13 protein-coding genes are annotated in these 19,694 nt (G+C 56.8%); 4 read left to right on the plus strand and 9 right to left on the minus strand.

All coding sequences use genetic code 11. From position 1 onward, the window contains the following. The first annotated feature begins 116 nt into the window (after positions 1-116). Together dsbG and pepN are read left to right on the plus strand one after the other, a co-directional pair. Complete coding sequence (gene dsbG, locus ACJU26_RS07585; protein WP_414041896.1) at positions 117-971, plus strand: thiol:disulfide interchange protein DsbG; 855 nt, start codon at positions 117-119, stop codon at positions 969-971. Continuing rightward, positions 971-3,601, plus strand: a complete 2,631-nt coding sequence (gene pepN, locus ACJU26_RS07590; protein ID WP_414041897.1) for an aminopeptidase N — start codon at positions 971-973, stop codon at positions 3,599-3,601. The genes dsbG and pepN overlap by 1 nt, the downstream gene beginning before the upstream one ends. Positions 3,602-3,633: 32 nt before the next feature. Here the strand turns inward: pepN and ACJU26_RS07595 are convergent, their stop codons facing one another. The 7 genes from ACJU26_RS07595 to ACJU26_RS07625 all read right to left on the minus strand — a co-directional run bounded on the left by ACJU26_RS07595 (position 3,634) and on the right by ACJU26_RS07625 (position 14,612). Beyond that, entirely contained in the window at positions 3,634-5,106 is a 1,473-nt protein-coding gene (locus tag ACJU26_RS07595; RefSeq protein WP_414041898.1) for a CHAD domain-containing protein, read from the minus strand. Beyond that, positions 5,084-5,740, minus strand: coding sequence for an AAA family ATPase (locus ACJU26_RS07600; RefSeq protein WP_414041899.1), 657 nt, complete (start codon positions 5,738-5,740; stop codon positions 5,084-5,086). Before ACJU26_RS07600 ends, ACJU26_RS07595 begins: the two co-directional genes overlap by 23 nt. Further along, positions 5,733-7,838, minus strand: a complete 2,106-nt coding sequence (gene ppk1 / locus ACJU26_RS07605) for a polyphosphate kinase 1 (RefSeq protein ID WP_414041900.1) — start codon at positions 7,836-7,838, stop codon at positions 5,733-5,735. The genes ACJU26_RS07600 and ppk1 overlap by 8 nt, the downstream gene beginning before the upstream one ends. Beyond that, the gene (gene folD, locus ACJU26_RS07610) at positions 7,831-8,697 is read right to left on the minus strand and encodes a bifunctional methylenetetrahydrofolate dehydrogenase/methenyltetrahydrofolate cyclohydrolase FolD (RefSeq protein ID WP_414039092.1); all 867 of its coding nucleotides are present in this window, start codon (positions 8,695-8,697) and stop codon (positions 7,831-7,833) included. Before folD ends, ppk1 begins: the two co-directional genes overlap by 8 nt. A 185-nt stretch (positions 8,698-8,882) precedes the next feature. Continuing rightward, positions 8,883-11,969 (minus strand): efflux RND transporter permease subunit, encoded by a 3,087-nt coding sequence (locus ACJU26_RS07615; RefSeq protein ID WP_414039093.1) that lies wholly within the window; start codon positions 11,967-11,969, stop codon positions 8,883-8,885. A 3-nt stretch (positions 11,970-11,972) separates the two neighbouring features. Then, a complete protein-coding gene (locus tag ACJU26_RS07620; RefSeq protein WP_414039094.1) occupies positions 11,973-13,064 on the minus strand; it encodes an efflux RND transporter periplasmic adaptor subunit in 1,092 nt (363 codons plus the stop codon). A gap of 42 nt (positions 13,065-13,106) precedes the next feature. Then, positions 13,107-14,612, minus strand: coding sequence for an efflux transporter outer membrane subunit (locus ACJU26_RS07625; RefSeq protein ID WP_414039095.1), 1,506 nt, complete (start codon positions 14,610-14,612; stop codon positions 13,107-13,109). A 211-nt stretch (positions 14,613-14,823) separates the two neighbouring features. On the opposite strand from ACJU26_RS07625, the gene ACJU26_RS07630 reads away from it, so the two are divergent. Continuing rightward, positions 14,824-15,636: a tetratricopeptide repeat protein gene (locus ACJU26_RS07630; protein ID WP_414039096.1), complete on the plus strand. Its 813-nt coding sequence runs from the start codon at positions 14,824-14,826 to the stop codon at positions 15,634-15,636. 83 nt (positions 15,637-15,719) lie between these two features. Here ACJU26_RS07630 and ACJU26_RS07635 read toward each other — a convergent pair whose 3' ends face one another. Continuing rightward, positions 15,720-16,298: a Maf family protein gene (locus tag ACJU26_RS07635; protein ID WP_414039097.1), complete on the minus strand. Its 579-nt coding sequence runs from the start codon at positions 16,296-16,298 to the stop codon at positions 15,720-15,722. Positions 16,299-16,309: 11 nt separating this feature from the next. Beyond that, a complete protein-coding gene (ppc, locus tag ACJU26_RS07640; protein WP_414039098.1) occupies positions 16,310-19,099 on the minus strand; it encodes a phosphoenolpyruvate carboxylase in 2,790 nt (929 codons plus the stop codon). 322 nt (positions 19,100-19,421) lie between these two features. On the opposite strand from ppc, the gene hfq reads away from it, so the two are divergent. Continuing rightward, positions 19,422-19,694: an RNA chaperone Hfq gene (gene hfq / locus ACJU26_RS07645; protein ID WP_414039099.1), complete on the plus strand. Its 273-nt coding sequence runs from the start codon at positions 19,422-19,424 to the stop codon at positions 19,692-19,694.

The following is a 19,694-nucleotide window of genomic DNA, read 5'->3' on the forward strand; positions in this document are numbered from 1 at the left end:
TGCAAGCGGCGAGTCGTTTGATGGGTGCGTAGCGCGGCTTGTGCTGGTCTTGACGTTTACAGCGGTTTACAATCCCAAGCTATCACTCGCCGAATACATAGGATACCCCTTCATTCATGGATAAATCGTCTATTGCGCTGGCTGTGGGGCTTTTGATTGTTGGCGGATTGACGGGGGCGGTCATTGAGCGCTTTGCCGTCAATCCCGACGCTGCCCTGAGCCGTCCCTTGAGCCTTCAGGGTGCCAAACAGCTCCTTAACGATGTCACCCACGGTCAGGCCAGTGCGGAAAAGGTGTTTCCCGGCCCCGGCGGTTTGACCGGCATTGAGCTTTCCATGGAAGGGCACTCCACCATTGCCTATGCCACTGGCGATGGCCAGTATCTGGTGGCCGGACCCGTGCTGAACCGGCGGGGTCAGGATGCGGCCCATGCCGACATGATCAAGCTGGGACTCATTCCCAAGCCGGCAACAGCCGCCACCCTGGCGGAAAAGGCCGCCCATGCCGACAGCTTTGTGCTGGGGAGCAAGGGACCGGAGATCACCGCCTTTGTGGACCCCAACTGTATTTATTGTCACAAGTTTTATGAAGAAGCCCAACCGCTCATTGCGGCGGGCAAGTTGCGGGTCCGGTATGTGCTCGTCGCCTTCCTGAAACCCAGCAGTGCCGCCAAAGCAGTGGCGATTCTGGAGGCGAGTGATCCTGCAGCGGCCATGGCGGCCAATGAAAAGGGCTTTGACGAGGCGACGGAAGAGGGCGGTATTCGGCCAGCGCGGCATCCTGATCAGGCCACCCTGGCGGCGGTGGAAAACAATACCAAGCTCCTCAGTGAGAGTGGCGAAGTGGCCACTCCTACCCTGATTTATTGTAATGCCCAGCATCAGGCCGTTTTGACCCACGGCATGGATAGCCAGAGTCTGGCGGATTTTGTGCGGCATATCGGCAGTCTGGACCATGGAGCCTGTCATTGATGATGGCGTCAGAAAATAACTCGTTGATTCATCGGAGCGATTACCAGCCTCTGGCGTACCTGATTACGGATATCGCCCTGGATGTCCGTCTGGATCCGGAAAATACGGAAGTGACCGCCCGTCTGCATCTGCAGCGGCAGAGTCCGGAGCCGGCCAGCGCCCTGCATCTGGACGGCGAGGGTCTGGAATTGCTGGAGATTCGCCGCGATGGTCAGTCTTTGCCTGAAACCGGCTATGCGGTGGATGGATCGGGCCTGACCCTCTTTCAACCGGAACAGGATTTTGTCCTGGAAACACGGGTGCGCATTCATCCTGCCGCCAATTTGGCCCTGTCCGGTTTGTATCATGCCGGAGGGCATTTTCTGACCCAATGCGAGGCCGAGGGTTTTCGGCGTATCACCTATTACCAGGATCGCCCGGATTGTCTGGCCCGATTTACGGTAACCCTGCACGCTCCGCAAAAAACCTGTCCGGTCTTGCTGGCCAATGGTAATTGTGTGGCGCAAGGGAATGATCCGCAAGGTTTCCATTGGGCGCGTTGGGAAGATCCCTATCCCAAGCCGTCCTATTTGTTTGCCATGGTGGCCGGCGACCTGGCCGCCATGCGCGATACTTTTACCACCCAGTCCGGGCGTCAGGTGGCGCTGGAAATTTATGTGGCCGAACGGGATCTGAATGCCTGTAGCCAAGCCATGGACAGTCTGAAACGCGCCATGCGCTGGGATGAAGTCGTGTATGGCCGGGAATATGATCTGGATCGCTACATGATTGTGGCGACGGACAGCTTCAACATGGGGGCCATGGAAAACAAGGGCCTCAACATTTTCAATGCCAAATATGTGCTGGCCAGCCCCGAAACCGCTACGGATACGGATTATCAGGGCATTGAGTCGGTCATTGCCCACGAATATTTCCATAACTGGACGGGTAACCGGGTGACCTTGCGGGACTGGTTTCAACTCAGTCTGAAAGAAGGCTTGACGGTGTTTCGGGATCAGGAATTCAGCGCCGACATGAATTCCCGGGGGGTGCAGCGGATTGGGGATGTGCGTCGCCTGCGTGCGGCCCAGTTTCCGGAAGATGCTGGCCCCCTGGCCCATCCGGTTCGTCCTGATGCTTACTCGGAAATCAACAACTTCTACACCGCCACGGTCTATGAAAAAGGCGCGGAACTGGTGCGCATGCTGCATACCTTGCTGGGCAAGGAAGGTTTTCGGCGCGGCACCGATCTGTATTTCGAAAGACATGACGGGCATGCGGTGACCATCGAGGACTTTGTGGAGGCCATGGAAGATGCCAACCACGCGGACCTGTCCCGCTTTCGGACCTGGTATGCCCAAGCGGGCACCCCTCTGGTCAAAGCCCATGGCGTCTATGATCCCAAGGCCCATACCTATACCCTGACCTTGTCTCAGAGTACGCCGCCTACCCCGGGTCAACCTCTGAAAGAGCCGGTGCCCATTCCCGTGCGCGTGGCCTTGATCAACACCCAGGGAGAAAAGGCCGCCCTGGATATCAGCGGTGCCAGGGAGAAGGTGCTGGTACTGGAGGAGGCGACCCGGACCTGGACTTTTCAGAATATGCCCGATCCGGTGATTCCTTCGTTGTTGCGGGGTTTTTCCGCGCCGGTGCGTCTGGAAAACCCTCTGGACGATCAATCCCGCAGTTTTCTGGCCTGTGTGGATGATGATCCCTTCAATCGCTGGGAAAGTATCCAGGAGCTGGCTCTGAAAAGCATCCTAGCCGGGGTGCAGAACCCAGGCACGGTCCAGACCTTGCCATCCGCCCTGGAACGGGCCTTGTCGGCAACCTTGCAGGACGGTGCCATGGATCCGGCCTTTCGTGCGGAATTGCTGTCTTTGCCCAGCGAAGATTATGTGGGCGAACAAATGGCGGTCATTGCCGTGGATGCCATTCATCAGGCGCGGGATGCCCTGCTCAGCATCATCGGCAACCATTTTCACGGCGAATGGTTGAATCTGTATCACGATCTGGCGGCTGTCTATGAACGGGATGGGCTGTCCATCGGTCGCCGTCGCCTGCGCAATATGGCCTTGAGTTATCTGGTGTACAGTGATCGCCACCGCGCTGACGACATGACCTTGCATGCACGGCAGCAATATGTGCAGGCCGACAACATGACGGATCGCTTGGCGGCTTTCCAGTTGCTGGTCCAGCATCCCCTCCATGATGCCGAAGACATCCTGATGGATTTCTATCAGAAATGGCAGGATCATCCGTTGGTTATCGACAAGTGGTTTGCCATTCAGGCCATGGCCCCGCGCGCCGATGCCTTGCGCCATGTGCAGTATCTTCTGGTGCATCCGGCCTTTGACTGGAAAGTCCCCAACCGGGTGCGCGCCGTGCTGGGCGCTTTCACCATGAATCACACGGTCTTTCATGCCGCCGATGGTTCGGGATATGCCTTTTTTGCCGAGCAGATTCGCCGCCTGGATGACATCAACCCCCAGACCGCTGCCCGTCTCGCCACCCCCCTCAGTCGCTGGCAGCGCTATGACGAGGTCCGCCAGAAAGCCATGACCCAGGCCCTGCAAAAGCTGGCCGCCAAGCCCCATCTGTCCCGGGACCTGGCCGAAGTCATCCAGCGTGCCTATCCGGGCGCTGCCTAAATTTGCAGCTGCGTTTTTATTTTGGCCCTGAATCACATATCCCAGGGCCGGGCGGTGGATTCCAGACGCAACCAGTACTTGTGGAACTTTTTGCGTAGTCGTGCCTCCCGCCCCAGCAGGAAACCCCATAATGCTCCGGCCTGGAAAGCCACCCCCGATTTGCGTTGACCTGCCAGGGGTTTCAGGTATTGACCGGCCATGTCGGCATCGTGGATCTCGCCAGCGATGCCTTGCAGGGTGGCCAATAATTTCAGCAGGGCCTTGCTATCCTTGCCCGGCCACAGGGGCGCAAGAGTCATCAGCACATAACGAAAATTCTTGATGCGGATGCGCAGGGGATGCAGCGCTTCTGGATGCTCGGCCAGGTTCTTGCCCGAAGCCCGGAGTTTGCGGTATTCCCGATGGAGTTGGGCTTCGCAGAAATCCTGCAGGGTTTTGTCCTGATTCAGGGGGTGGCGGAGTAAAAGGGCCCAGATCCTCAATAGGATGGACACTAATTGTGACAACTGTCCTGATGCTTTGGGGATCTGCGCTTGCAGCACATCCCGCAGATGCGCGGGCTCGATGTCCAGGGCGGCGGCGATTTCCGCCCAGTAGCCCAGCAGGGCTTCGTAATCGCGTTGCGGGTTTTGCTGGTGAAACCATTCCTGAAGGGGCTGACGGAAAGGTTGCAGGGGATCGGCCGGATCCAGAACCCGGCAGAAGCGTAGGTTTGCCCGGAGGCTGCGCACGCTTTTGCGCAGTTCATGGAAACTCTCCACATCGGGTTTGGCCCAATGTTTGCGGACGTCATGCATGATCTGCTGCAGTTGCCAGATCAGAATCCGACTGAATGCCGCCCCGGCATTTTCCCGACGACGCAGGAGCAAGGCGTTGTCGCGCGGTTTTTCGTCGGGAAGCAGTCCGGCAAGACGCAGCCCCCGCAAGAGTTTGCTTTCCTGGTCGGGCATCAGGGGCAGATCCTGGCAGAGCGCCGCGCCCATTTCGAGTACCGCCGCCGCATGACCCTGGGCCAGCTCCAGCTCCACTTCGCGGATGGGTTCACGTTGGCCACGGGCGATAATTTCACCGCGATCCAGGGCGACGATGATTTCACTGTCATTGTAGGTGACCCGGCTTTCGTTGCGCGCGAAGCGCGTTTCCAGAATGACCTGCAGGGACAGTTCCCGGTAAGGAGCCAGCAAGGCTGCAGCCTCGCTGTCCTGGAAGACGCCGAGATCCGGAGCATTACTCTCGACACGGATATTCCATTCCGGACGCTGGTGCAGCCCTCCCGCTGACTGGCCACTGGCCTTGAGGGTGGCTACCCAGGCATCGTCTTCGCGGCGTATCCGATAAGCCAGACGCGCCCGCTGCAGGGCATTATCCCGACTGTCAAAATAAAAGGCATGGAGCTGAAGGGGAGGGGCTGGGGTGATGGCCAGCAGAGGATGGGCGACGATATTTTTCCAGGCGGCCGGAGTATCGGCCATGATTTGTAATTTAAGTTCCTCTTCCACCACCATTCTCCCTCACAAACTGTAATATGCGCGCCCATTGCGGGAGTTCACGACGATTTTCCGCCGAACGCAGGTCGGCAATGCCCGCTCCGGATTGGGCGGCGCGCACATACATCTGACTATCTCGCAAGGTGGCCACCACCGGCAGGTTCCATTCGGCCAGCACCGACTGCAGATGCTGGGCACCTCGCGTCCGGGCATCGACCCGGTTGGCGATGACCCCCATCCGTACTTTGCCTTTGCGATATCGTTTGATTTCTTCGAGCTTTTTCAGAAACAACCGACTGGCATCCAGATCAAAAACAGAAGGACCAATGGGTACCAGCAGGACTTCCACCTCTCCCAGCATATCTTCAAGGCGCTTCTTTTTGAGGCCGGCGGGGGCATCCATCACCACGTAATCACAGCAAGGATAATCCCGGAAGTCCCGTTCGGCATCTGCCAGCACCTGCAGTCTGGGTAACCGGGGAGAGCGGCGCAGGGACCAGTAGAGCGAAGATTGCTGGGGATCCAGATCGGCGAGGAGTACCGAGCCATGCAGGGCCAGTAGACTGGCCAGATTGGTGGCCACGGTGGTTTTTCCCGCACCGCCCTTGCTGTTCAAAACCAGGGTTCGGATCATCGGTGTCTTTTCAGACATGATGGCTACTGCGATCATAATGCTTGAGCAGAGTTTCCTGGGCGGAGTGGCAGTCTTCACTGGCCGCTTGCCGCAGGCTGGTATAGCTGCCATCGGCGTTCATTTGCCAGGCATTGCAATCATCCTGCAGATAAAGCAGCAGAGTTTCTTCCAGGACTCTGGCGCGGAGATCCGGGTCATTGAGGGGTACGGCAATTTCCAGGCGACGGAACAGGTTGCGCCCCATCCAGTCCGCACTGGAAATCCACAACCGGGGATGCTGACCATTGCCGAAATAATAAACCCGGCTGTGTTCCAGAAAACGTCCGACAATGGAGCGCACCCGGATATGTTCGGAAACGCCGGGTATGCCGGGGCGCAATGCGCAGGCGCCGCGCACGATCAGATCAATGTGCACCCCCGCCTGGGAGGCTCGATACAGGGCGCGGATGAGTTCCGGCTCCACCAGGGCGTTGACCCGCGCCAGGATGCGTCCCTCGCTGCCTCTGTGGGTTTCCGCTGCGATGGCCTGCATGAGCCCGTCGAAGAGGGTAAAAGGACTTTGCAGGAGGCGGCGCAATTGCGGCACCTTGCCCATGCCGGTGATGTGCATGAACAAATCGTTCATGTCGGCGGTAATGTCCGGATCGGCGGTCAGCAAGCTCAAATCCGTATATATCCGGGCATTGCGGGGATGATAATTACCCGTACCCAAGTGCGCGTAGAGACGGATACCTTCCTCTTCGCGCCGCAATACCAGAATCATCTTGGCGTGGACTTTATGGTTGACCACCCCGTACACCACCTGCACCCCGACTTCTTCCAGGCGTTCGGCCATGCGGATGTTGTTGGCTTCATCAAAGCGCGCCTTGAGCTCGACCACGGCGGTGACCTGCTTGCCCGCCAAGGCCGCATCAATCAAGGCATCGATGAGGGGAGAGTCGGGAGTGGTGCGGTACAGGGTTTGCTTGATCCCGATGACCTGGGGATCCGTGGCCGCCTGACGCACAAAATCCAGGACCGGATTGAAACTTTGATAGGGATGATGCAACAAAATCGGCGCTTCGCGCAGCTGGGCGAAGAGGTTTTCCGGCCGGGAACAGGTACTGGGGAGTCCGGGCACAAAGGACGGGAAAAGCAGATCCTGACGCGGTACCATGTCGATAATGGCCGCCAGACGGGATAAATTCACCGGACCCGCCAGGGAATAAAGATTATCATCCGCCAGTTCAAAATGCTTGAGAAGATAATCCACCACTTCCCGAGGACAGTTGCTGGCCACTTCCAGACGCACGGCCTCACCAAAGGGCCGCATGGGTAATTCGTCCACCAGGGCATCGAGGAGGTTGTCCACCTCTTCCTCATCCACAAACAGTTCGCTGTTGCGGGTGACCCGGAACTGATAGAAGCCCTGGACTTTCAGGCCCGGAAACAGCGCGGTCACATGCTCGTGGATGACCGAGGAGAGAAAGACGAAATCACTGGGGCCAGCCAGCTGCGCAGGAATCTGGATGATTCGGGGCAGGATCCGGGGGGCCTGGACGATGGCGATGGGGCTGCGGCGTCCATAGGCGTCCTGACCTTCCAGAACAATGGCAAAATTCAATCCCTTGTTCTGTACCTTGGGAAAGGGATGGGCCGGATCGAGACTGAGGGGCGTCAGCATGGGCATGACTTCGGTCTGGAAGTAATTGCTGATCCAGCGTTTTTGGGCAGCCCGCCATTCCCGGCGGCGAAGCAGGCGGATGCCTTCCTTGGCCAGCGCCGGGAGCAGGCGCTGATTCAGGCAGAGATACTGTTCGCGGATGATGTCATGGGCCATTTGCGCCACCGCGGCAATTTCCCGGTTGGGACCCAGCATGTCTGGACCCAGTGGTCCTGCGCCAAATTTACGCCTTTGCAGTAATCCGGCCATGCGCACTTCAAAAAACTCATCCAGATTGCTGGAAACGATGGTCAGAAAACGCAAGCGTTCCAATAGGGGTACGCGGGGATCATCAGCCAGGGCCAATACCCGCTGATTGAAGGCGAGGATGCTCAGATCCCGATTGAAATACAGATCCGGATCGTCGAGAGAGCGAGGATTATCTATGGAGCTTGTCTCGGGATTTTCAGTCATGGTGCTGCCGCATTCGATTCTCGGCGGCCACCAGGGTGTTCTGCAGAAGGACCGCCACGGTCATGGGACCTACCCCACCGGGAACCGGCGTGATCCAGGACGCCCGCTTTTCGGCTTCGGCAAATTCCACATCACCCGTCAGGCGTCCATCGGCGAGGCGATTGATACCCACGTCAATGACGATGGCGCCCTCGCGCACCCAGTGACCCGGAATCAGACCCGGTTTACCGGCCGCAGCAATCAGGATTTCAGCGCGCTCCACATGGGCCTGGAGATCACGGGTGAAACGGTGACAAACGGTGACGGTGGCCCCCGCCAATAACAACTCCAAGGCCATGGGGCGACCGACAATATTGGAGGCGCCGACAATGACGGCGTCCTTTCCCCGGATATCCGTGCCAATTTCTTCCAGCAGGGTCATGATGCCTGCCGGCGTACAGGAGCGGAGCAGGGGGGCACGCAGGGCCAGTCTGCCGACGTTATAGGGATGAAAACCATCCACATCCTTCTCGACAGCAATGGCTTCAATGATGACTTCAGGATCAAACTGGGCGGGCAGCGGCAACTGCACGAGGATGCCATCGATACGGTCGTCGGCATTTAATTCGGCAATTTTCTGCAGCAGTTCATCGGGGCTGGTATCGGCGGATAAATTGACGGCCAGGGAGTGGATTCCCACGCTTTTGCAGGTGTCGCGCTTTTTCTGGACATAAACTTCCGAGGCGGGATTATTGCCTACCAGCACCACGGCAAGGCCGGGAGGGCGTCCATGGATGGATAGAAAATTCAGACTTTTTTGGGCGGTTTGCGCCTGCAACTTTTTGGCAATCGCCTTGCCATCAATGCGTCGGGCAGTCATTGCTTCCCCTGCGTCGGATGAGCACTGCGGGGGGAACCCTTCTTCATCATGAAAATAACCTTATGAATGATCCGCGCCGTTTCAAATGCGCTGGTATTCCAGCATTCTTCTGTTCACCCGTTTTTTTGTCAAGTAGGCCGGATGCCCCTCAAGGCATCCGGCTTGGGTCTCTCAGCCTGACGGCTTCAGGAAAGCTCGGTGCTGGTTTCTGTCTTACCCCGGACATCCTTGGCGAGGACCATATACATGGCCGGCACCACGAACAGGGAAAACAGCGCACCGATGGACAACCCGGTAAAAATCACCAGACCCATCTGGAAACGGCTGACCGCGCCGGGGCCATGCATCAGGAGCAGGGGCAATACCCCCAGCACCATGGCCCCGGTGGTCATCAGAATCGGCCGCAGGCGGATGCTGGAGGCCTTTTCCACGGCCTCGCGTTTGGCGAGGCCCTCATGGCGTTGAATTTCATTGGCAAACTGCACAATCAGGATACCCTGCTTGGCAATCAGGCCGATCAGGGTGATCAGCCCTACCTCCGTATAAATGTTGATGGAGGCGAAGCCCAGGCTGACAAAAATCAGAGCGCCACTGATGGACATGGGGACGGTAATCAGCACGATCAAAGGATCCCGGAAGCTTTCAAACTGGGCTGCCAGCAACAGGTAGATCAGGACGATGGCCAGGGCAAAAGTCATCAGCAAGCCTCCGCTTTCCTGCATGTACTCGCGAGACTGGCTGGCGTAGTTGACCGAAAAGTCCTTGGGCATGATTTTTTCAGCCGTGCTCCGGAAGAACGTGAGTGCTTGGCCCATGGTCACCCCCGGCTTGGGTACGGCCTGGATGGTGGCCGAGTTCATTTGCTGAAACTGAGGCAGAAACTGGGGTTCTACCTTGATTTCAGTAGACACCACCGTGGACAGGGGCACCATCTGCCCGGTTGCCGTGGCTATATAGTAGTCCTTGAGGACTTCCGGATCGCTGCGGAACTTGTCCGGAACTTGCGGAATCACCTTGTAACTGCGGCCTTCCATGGCGAAACGATTGACATAATTGCCGCCCAGCAGGGGTTGCAGATCCTGGGCAATATCCGCCATGGTCAGCCCCAGATTCGCCGCTATGTTGCGATGGATTTTCAGTACCAGTTCCGGGTTGTCGATGCGCAAGTCCTTGGTCACGTAAAAGAACATGCCGCTTTGATACGCCTTGGCAATGACGGCGTCGGCAACCTGATCGATTTTCTCATAGCTGCCCGGACTTTGCAGCACGAATTGGACCGGCAGACCTCCCGCCGAGCCGGGTAACGGCGGGGGCAGGAAGGAGGCCACCTGCAGACCCGGAACACTTTGCAATTGCTGCTGCAATTTAGGCTGGATCTGCATGGCGGTGACCGAGCGGTCGGACCAGTTGGTCAAACGCATGCCGGCAAAGAGGCTGTTGCTCCCGCCACCGCTACCGACGGAGATGCCCGTGACCATGAAAGTCGCTTTGGTCTCTGGATACTGCTTTATAACCTTGAGAATCTGTTTGCCGTAATGGACCAGTCGATCTGGCGTGATGGTCGGTCCACCCGTTCCCGCATTGAAAACAACGCCCTGATCTTCCTGGGGAGCCAGCTCCGATTTGGAGGTGGAAAACAGGAAGTAAATGCTGCCAAACACGACAATGGCAAAGAGCATCACTACGGGTACGAAATTCAGCACGCCATGCAGGAGGTGATCGTAAAAGCGCTGTAAACCGACAAATCGCTGGTCGATGAAATGTTCTAAGCCGTGTTCCCTGGTGGGCCTCAACACCTTGCTGGAGAGCATGGGCGAGAGGGTCAGGGCGACGACCATGGAAATGAGGACGGCGGCCACCAGGGTAAAGGCAAATTCTCCGAACAGGCTGCCGGTGAGCCCACCCATGAAGCCGATAGGCGCAAATACGGCGATCAAGGATGTCGACATGACGATAATGGGACCGCCCAGTTCCCGCCCCGTGAGCAGTGCGGCGTCAAAGGGTTTTTGGCCTTCTTCAATATGGCGATGGACGTTTTCCACGACGATGATGGCATCGTCCACCACCAGGCCAATGGCCAGCACCACCGCCAGCAGGGTCAGCAGGTTGATGGTGAAACCCAGGGACCACATGATCAATCCCGCACCGACAATGGACAGGGGAATAGCCACCGCCGGGATGACCACGGCCCGTACCGAGCCGAGAAAGAGGAAAATCACGAGTATCACCACCGCCAGGGTGATGCCGATGGTCATCATCACTTCATCAATGGAGGCATGGATGTAGGTGCTGGCATCATAGGGAATGGCCATGTGCATGCCGGGGGGCAGACCCTTTTTCAACTGCGCCAAGGATTTTTTGACCCCCGAGGCCACATCCAGGGAGTTGGCGGAGGGCGATTCCTGAATGCCGATAAAGGCCGCTGGTTTCCCGTCATAAAATGCCTGAGAGTCATAGTTTTGGGCACCCAGCTCGACATGCGCCACATCTTTCAGACGAATCAGGGTGTTGCCGGACTGCTTGATGACCAGATTGCGGAATTCATGGACATTGTGCAGGTTGGTGGTGGCCACGATGGTATTCTGGACGGTTTTACCCCGGGTCTGGCCGACAGCGGAGATAAAGTCATTGGCGGTCAATGCCTGGGAAACCTGGGCAGCGGTGATATGCAGGGCCGCCAGTTTCCGGGGATTCAACCAGACCCGCATGGCATAGGTATTTCCGTTGCCGGCGCCGGGAGGCAGAATCTGGGCTTGTCCCACGCCGTGTACCGAAGCCAGGCGGGGCTGGGCGACCCGCAACAAATAGTCGGTAATCTGCTGCTGCGACAACTGGTCGCCGTAAAAGGCGATATACATCAAATCCGTGGTGTCGCCGACGGTGACATTGATCACCGGTAACTGACTGCCCGTGGGCAACTGGTCAGTCACCTGCTGCACCTTGGACTGGATGTTGGCTACGGCGGCACTGGGACTGTAATTCAACTTCATGTACACCGTGATGGTCGAGCTGCCCTCCGAACTGTTGGAGGTCATGTAGTTGATATCCGGGGCGCTGGCGATCACCTTTTCCAGACGGGCGGTAATGAAGCCTTGTACCGTGCTCGGATTGGCTCCAGGGTAGGCGGTGGTGACCGTCACCACGGTATTGACCAGGGCCGGATATTTCCGAACGGTCATCATGGTATAGGCGTGCAGGCCCAGCAGGAAAATCACCAGACTCAGGGCCGTGGCAAGTACCGGACGGCGAACGAAAATATCAGTAAATTTCATGGGCTAGCCTTGCTTGTCGGGACTGATGGTAACGAGACTGCCATTGACCAGTTTGACCTGACCGGCCGTGACCACCTGATCGCCTGGCTTCAGTCCGGAAAGGATTTCGACCATACCGTCACGTTGCTTGCCGGGCTTGACCACCTGCTGAACAGCGACCTCCTGGGTTTTGTCCGCCTTTTTTTCCTTTTTGATGAGATAGACATAATCTCCAAAGGTATTGTAGGAAATGGCCGATACGGGAATGACCAGGACGTTTTCTTCCTGCTTGCGCACCACCGTCAACTGACCAAAAAGACCGGGACGCAGCTGGTTCTTGGGATTGTCGATGGTCGCCTGCACGTCAATTTGCCGGGTGCTGCTGTTTATGGAGGAACCCAGCGCCGTGACCTTGCCCGAAAACGTCTGACCGGGCAGGGCGTCGGTTTCTAGTTGTACGGGAGTACCTACCTGAATATTCCGAAGGTCGCTCTGGGGTAAGGTGAAGTTGGCATAGAGTGGACTCCAGGATTGCAGATCCACAATCTTGGTGCCCGGCGTCAGGTATTGACCGACATTCACCTGGCGGATGCCCAGATAACCGCTGAAAGGCGCGCGAATGGCCAGTTTGTTGAGTGTTGCCCGGATGTTCTTGATGGCGGCCCGATCGATCTGATAGCTGGCCAGGTCGGAATCCAAGAGGGACTGGCTGGCGGCCTTGGTGGCAATCAATTTCCGGGTGCGGTGCAAATTGCTGGCGGCCAGACGTAACTGGGCCTGATCACTGGCCAGTTCCGCCAACTGATTGGAGTCATCAATTTGTACCAGGAGGGTCCCGGCCTGCACATATTGACCGGAATGGAAGTGAATGGCGGTCACATTACCGGCAATTTGCGGGGTCACATCCACACCCTGAACGGCTGTCAGCGAAGCGACGGCACGCAACTGTGGATGCCAGTGGGTTATTTCAGCCCGGGCCGCACTGACGGTAACCACCGGCGCCGGCGTATGCGCCATCGCCTCGGCAATTTTATGGTCGACGAAAGCCTTGAATCCGAAAATTCCGCCAAAAACAATCAGCAGGCCAATAATGACAATCACAAATGCTTTTTTCATATTCCGTCTCCGCAGGGGATGGCTGCGCTCCGTCAAAAATGCTTAAGAATGCTTGGGGTCGGGATTGGGTACCATTGTGACATCCGGGTGATTCCACCAGCCACCTCCCAAGGCGACCAGCAACGCCGCAGTATCCTGATAGCGTTGCGATTGGGCTTTGATTTCCGCTATCTTGGCGGTGCTGTATTGCACTTCGGCGGTCAAGAGGGTCAGATAATCAATGGCGCCAGCGCGATAGCTGGCCTGGGCCAGTTTGAGGGCTTCCCGGGACGCCTGCAGCGCTTCACGCTGGGCGGCGAGGGTCTGGGCGTCATGTTCGATGGCCCGCAAGCCGTTGGCTACCTGATCAAAAGCATTCAGGATGGTGCTCCGGTAGTTGGCGTATGTCACGTCATAGGCAGCATGGGCCTTGGCTTTCTGGGCTTCCAGTTTGCCGCCTTCAAAAATGGGTTGAGATACGGCACCCACCAGACTCCAGATGCTGCTCACCGGATCGAAAAATATACCAGGCTGGCTGGCGGCATTACCGAAGGAAGCACTGAGTTGTACGGTCGGGTAAAACTGGGCACGGGCTTCGCCGATCAGGGCGTTGGCCGCTTTCATCTGGGCCATGACGGCGCGTATGTCCGGTCTTTGTTGCAGGAGTTTTGAGGGCAGGCTGACGGGGATTTTTTCCGGAAGTTTTAATTTGTTCAGGGTGAAATTCTGCCGTTTGACGTTGGCAGGAAATGCTCCCACCAGTATGGCGAGTTCATGGCGATAAACGGCCAGCTTTTGCTCCAAGGGTGGTAAAGTGGCCGACTCGCTGGCCGTCTGGCTTTTCTGGGTCATGACCGTGCTGTAGTCAATGGCACCCACCTGATACTGATATTCCGTCAATTTCAGCAGCTTTTTTTCCTTGGCAATGATCGCCTTGGTGGCCTGAATCTGTTCTTCCGTGGCTGCCTCGTCTATCGCTGTGGTCACGATATTGCCTGTCAAGGTCAATTTCGCCGCTTCCAGTTCCCACTGCTGGTATTTCACCAGTTCTTCACTGTTGCGATAAACCAGACGATTGACGCCAAAAATATCCGGGTAATAGGAAACCCCTATGGATCCGTTGATCAGGGAATAATGAAAGCCGCCGGGGCGACCAAATGTTGCAGCGGCCGCTTTGCTGCGATTGGCCTGCAGATTGCCGGTGATTTGCGGATAGAAAATGCTGGCGTTTTCGCGTGCCGTCGCCTGTGCCTCACGCATTTGCGCCTGGGCAGCCGCAATGGTCGGGCTGTTTTTCAGGCCGGTGGCGATGAGGGTATCCAACGCCTTGGAGCGAAACAGTTTCCACCATTCTTCATGAAGTTCCGTGCCGTACTGAAAATCCTGGGCTTCTCCTGCGAGTCCCCCTGGAGCAACGGTTTTTTGCGGCGATTTGCCGGCGGTGTAAGGCATCTTGTCCGCAGGCGCTGGAGGAACCCGGAGCTTGGGTTCAAAGCTGCAGGCGGCTAGGCTACTGCCCAACATCATGGCAAGAATGGCGGCTATGGATTTGGGAAGTGGTTTGTGCACGAAAAATAACCCTCTCGGAGGCCTGAACCGACCGGTCAGTATAATGGCGACGATTTCTCAAACTGTCAAATTTAGCATTCAGGTGACCAGTGTCTGGGTTTTCCGGTTCTTGAGAGGGTTTGATTGTTTTTGTGGCGCTTTCGCGACTCTTGATTCTCTCAAGATTTGAACCCATATTATACATGGTAACACTTTAATATTGGGGGAGCGAATGAACAAAAAGTTTTTGGGAATAACGGTGCTGCTGACCAGCCTGATGATGGCGCCGCTGGCATGGGCCGAACCTTCGGTCACTCAGGTGACTCAGGCCATTCAAGGCGGTCGTCTGGACCAAGCACAGAATATGATGCAGGAAGTATTGAAAGCCCATCCGAATTCTGCCGAGGCACAATATCTGGAAGCGCAGGTTCTGGCCCGCCAGGGCCAATGGTCAGGAGCGGCGAGCGCCTTGCAAAAGGCCGAGCAACTGGCCCCGGGCCTGCCTTTTGTCAAGCCCGAAGTCGTGCAGAAATTCCAGAAGGAGTTGCAAGGCCATAATCTCGGGGCGAATCAGGCTGCTGTGGCGAAAAAAGGGGGTTGGGGTTCTGCCCTGGTGTTTTTCGTCGGTCTGGTCCTGCTCATGGCGGTCATCTCCCTGTTTCTGCGGCGGCGGCGTCAGAATGCCCAACTCCTGTATCGGGGCGGGCCAGCGCAGGGGCCTTTCGGCGGTATGAACGGCGGCTATGGGCCTAATGGTCCAGGTTCAGGATATCCCAACGGGCCAATGGGCGGAATGCCTCAGCAAGGCGGCGGATGGGGTTCCGGTCTGGCTTCGGGAATAGCCACCGGAGTCGGAGTGGGTGCGGGTCTTGCCGCAGGGCAGGCCCTTGCCGGTAGTCTTTTGGGTGGTCATGATGGGGCCGGAAGCCAAGGTAATGCTGCAGATAACGATAGCCTGGGTTTGACCGACAATTCCTGGGGAGATGACCCGCTTGCCAGTAATGATGATTTTGGCATGGATGATGGCGGCGATGACTGGGGCTGATCCCTTTATGATGGGCTGACGGCAGAAAGGGCAACATTGTTGCCCTTTTTTGTGGACGGTCTTTGTCTGAAGAAACCCGCCGACTAGGGCAGGGAATAACCCCGCCGCCGCAAGGCATCGGCAATGGCAATCAAGGGCATGCCCATCAGGGCAGTGGGGTCCGCGCCTTCCATTTTTTCCACCAGGGCAATTCCCAGGCCCTCTGAACGGAAACTGCCGGCGCAGTCGAGGGGCTGATCCTTTTCCACATAGCGATGGATGGCGTCGGGGCTCAAGCTGCGCAGATGCAGATAATAGGGGATGCAAAACTGCTCCACAGTGTCGGCGTCCGCCAGGGCAATGCCGGTGAGATATTCCACCTGGCGGCCTTGCATCCATTGCAGTTGTGTTTCGGCCTGGGTGCTGGACCCGGGTTTCCCCAGAATCCTTCCGGCGCAATAAGCCATCTGATCAGCGCCGATAACCAGGGCCTGCGGATAACGCGCCAAAACCGTCTGGGCCTTGGCCAGCGCCAGACGTTCGACCAGTTGTCGCGGACTTTCCTGGGCATGGGGGCTTTCATCGACCTCGGGGGCGACACAACGAAAGGGGATTTGCAACCGTTGCATCAAGTCCTTGCGGTAGGGGCTGGTGGAAGCCAGAATCAATTCCGGTAGCAGCATGGTGAGTGGATTCAGCCCGTATTGCGTTGCCCAGCGGCAATGGCGTTGATGGTGCGCAGCAATGGGTCCAGCCAGATTTCGCGAAACTCGGGGGGGGCATCTTCATTGCGATAACGCCGGAGCAAGGCCAGCTGAATATGATTGAGAGGCTCCATATAGACATTGCGCCGCTGCAAGGAGAAAGCAAGACCGGGGTTGTCGGAAAGCAGTTGCTCGGTGCCGGCCATGGCCAGCATTTCTCCGAGGCTCAGTTCAAATTCCTGACGGATTTTCTGGAATATGGAGCTGGCGAGTTCTTGATCGAGCGCTAATCCGGCATATTCTCCTGCGAGGGCCATGTCGGTTTTGGACATGGCCATGCTGATATTGCTCATCAGCGCCCGGAAAAAAGGCCAGTGTTGATACATGTCCTGCAGTATTACCAAGCGTTCGGGTTTATCCGCCCGCCACTGCGCGATGGCAGAACCCAGGCCAAACCATGCCGGAAGAATGTGACGGGACTGAGCCCAGGCGAATATCCAAGGAATGGCGCGAATGGAAGCCATGGAACGGTCGCTGCGTTGCCGGTGGGAAGGTCGCGAGCCAATGTTCATGTGGGCAATCTCATTGAGTGGGGTGGCTTCGTAAAAATAATCCAGAAAACCCGGCGTGTTTTCCGTCAGATCCCGATAGGCTTTTTCTCCCAGATGGGTAAGATCGGTCATGACCTCGAGGTAGGCGGGATTATCTGCCTCGACCGGACGCACCAGACCGATGCTGGCCTTGATGAGGCCGGCGGTGCCGACCGTCAGTTCATAGACGGCCGTCTCCAGGTTGGCATATTTGAAAGACAGGACCTCGCCTTGCTCGGTGATTTTGATTTGCCCTCGCACGGTATCCGGGGGTTGGGCGAGAATGGCCTCGTAGGTAGGACCACCGCCACGACCCACGCTGCCGCCACGACCGTGAAATACGCGGATTTGAATGTGGCGCTTGTCGGCGATGGCGGCCAGGCGCAGTTGGGCCTGATACAGGGACCAACTGGAAGACAAGATGCCGCCATCCTTGCAGGAATCGGAGTATCCCAGCATGACTTCCTGGGTATCTTCCTGACTTTTGAGGATTTCCATGTAAATGGGATTGTCCAGGAGGGTGCTGACAACCGCATCCATCCGTTCCAGGTCGTGAATGGTTTCAAACAGGGGAGTGACGGCAATTTCACTGTAAAGCCCCTGCCTTGACCAACCTGCCAGGCCGAACTCCTTGGCCAGCACCAGCACTTCGAGAATATGACTGGCTTCATGGGTCATGGAAATCACATAATTGCCGAATCCTGAAGCGCTGACCTCACGGCGTAGCTGGGCAATGCAGCGAAACATGGCGCAGGTTTCGGCCGCCAGTGGGGTTAAATCCGGATGTTTCTCGACCAGGGGGCCGGGCCGTCGCAGCGCATCGGTGAGGGCCAGCTGCCGCGCTTCTTCGGGTAGTTCCAGATAACCTGCAAAACCCGGAACATCCGCATAAAGTTCGGCCAGGGTGCGGGAATGCACGGTGGATTCCTGGCGGATATCGAGATTGGCCAGATGAAATCCAAAGGTCTGTACCAGCCAGACAATGTCCTGGATATCATGATCCGCAATGTAATCATCATTGTGTCCACGCAAGGAGTCGCGGACGAGCAGCAGATCATCCAGAAAGTCTTCTGCCGAAGCATAAGCAGGGCCTGCCGATTCATTCATGATCTGGCCGTTTTCCAGTTGCCGCAGGCGCAGATCCAGGCGGGTCATCATATAGCGCAGCTTCCGGCGATAGGGTTCACTGGGAAAGCGCTGATCCACCCACTCGGCCAATTCCGGGAAATCATCGGCATCGCGCTCCAGAGAGGCCAGAAGGACGGGCGAAATTCCGCAAAAGCGGCTGGAATGTCCCAAGAGTTGATATAATCCGTTGAGGCGCTGCTGATATTCCTTGAGAACTTCGACGCTCTGGGTGCGCAGGGTCCAACTGGTAATGGCGGCAGTGACATTGGGATTACCATCCCGATCTCCGCCAATCCAGGAGCCAAAACGAATGAAAGCGGGGATGTCGATGTCATCATTGGCAAACACCCGCCGCGCCGCGCGCCGCGCGGCCCGATAGGTCATGGGTACGGCCTTGAATAGGCTGTCACGGAAGTAAAACAGACCGTTTTCGACCTCATCCTGGACTTGCGGCTTATTGGTGCGGACTTCTTCGGTTTCCCAGAGAATCTGGATTTGTGCTCGCAGATTATCCGTGACTTCTTTTTCTTCTTCGTCGCTGAGCGTTGGATCATCCAGTTTTTTGCTGACCACGAAAATCCGGCGCAGTCCATGCAGGACCGTGCGCCTTTTGGATTCCGTGGGATGCGCCGTAAAAACCGGAAGATAATGGGTCTGATCGAGAAGATACTGGATCTGGCCGGAGGTGATGCCCTGCTGCTGGAGGGCACGGAAAGTCTCTTCAAAAGAACCCGTCCAGAGCCCATCCCCTTTTTGCAGAAGACGACGGCGTTGGAGGTGCTGGGATTCTTCTTCGGCAATATTGACCAGGCTGAAATAGGTATTGAAGGCCCGGATGACCAATACCAGATCGTCCTGGGGAAGCGCGTCAATGAATCGGGCCAAGCGTTCCCGCAAGCGCTTGTCTTCCTTTTTGTGGAGGCGGATATAGCCCTGGCGGAGCTGCTCAACCGCATTGAATACGCGGGTACCGGCCTGTTCACGTAACACCTCACCGAGCAGGTTGCCCAGTAATTTCACACGGCTTCGGAGTGCCTTGTCGTTGATGGCCGTTTTTTCCACTGATCCGTCTCCTTGAATTTTAATGAGCATCCCGCTGTCGAAGACCACCAGGACGACAACCGGAGCTATTGGGTGTTTCGGAAATCTTGGTGCTTTTGTTTTCTAAGCTAATGGCAAGCGGGCTGCAGGTCAATCATGCCCAGCCATCCTGAGGCGCATCGCTGCCGTTTGCTGAACTTGAACGATCATGCAGTTGTCTGGCTGACAAGCATGGCTTTCCCGACTTTTTTGAGCTAGTCTAAGTTGCATGCAGTGGAAACGGTCTCTCACCCGCTTTTCATTACCCTAGAAGCGCCATGAAGCATAGTCAAGGAGATAAAAAATGGCCGGTCAACAAAAAGGACAGATCCTTCAGGATCCTTTTCTCAATTTGCTGCGTAAGGAACATGTTCCCGTCGCCATCTATCTGGTCAACGGGATCAAACTGCAGGGGTTTGTTGAATCCTTTGATCAGTTTGTGGTTTTGTTGCGGAATAATGTCAGCCAGATGATTTACAAGCATGCCATTTCCACGGTGGTTCCAGGTCGCGATGTGCGCCTGCCCCTGCCAGAAGGAGAAGGCGAAGCAGCCAGCCTGACCGAAGAAGAGGCCTGA

The organism is Acidithiobacillus sp. M4-SHS-6 (assembly GCF_047421495.1).
Classification (GTDB): Bacteria; Pseudomonadota; Gammaproteobacteria; order Acidithiobacillales; family Acidithiobacillaceae; genus Acidithiobacillus.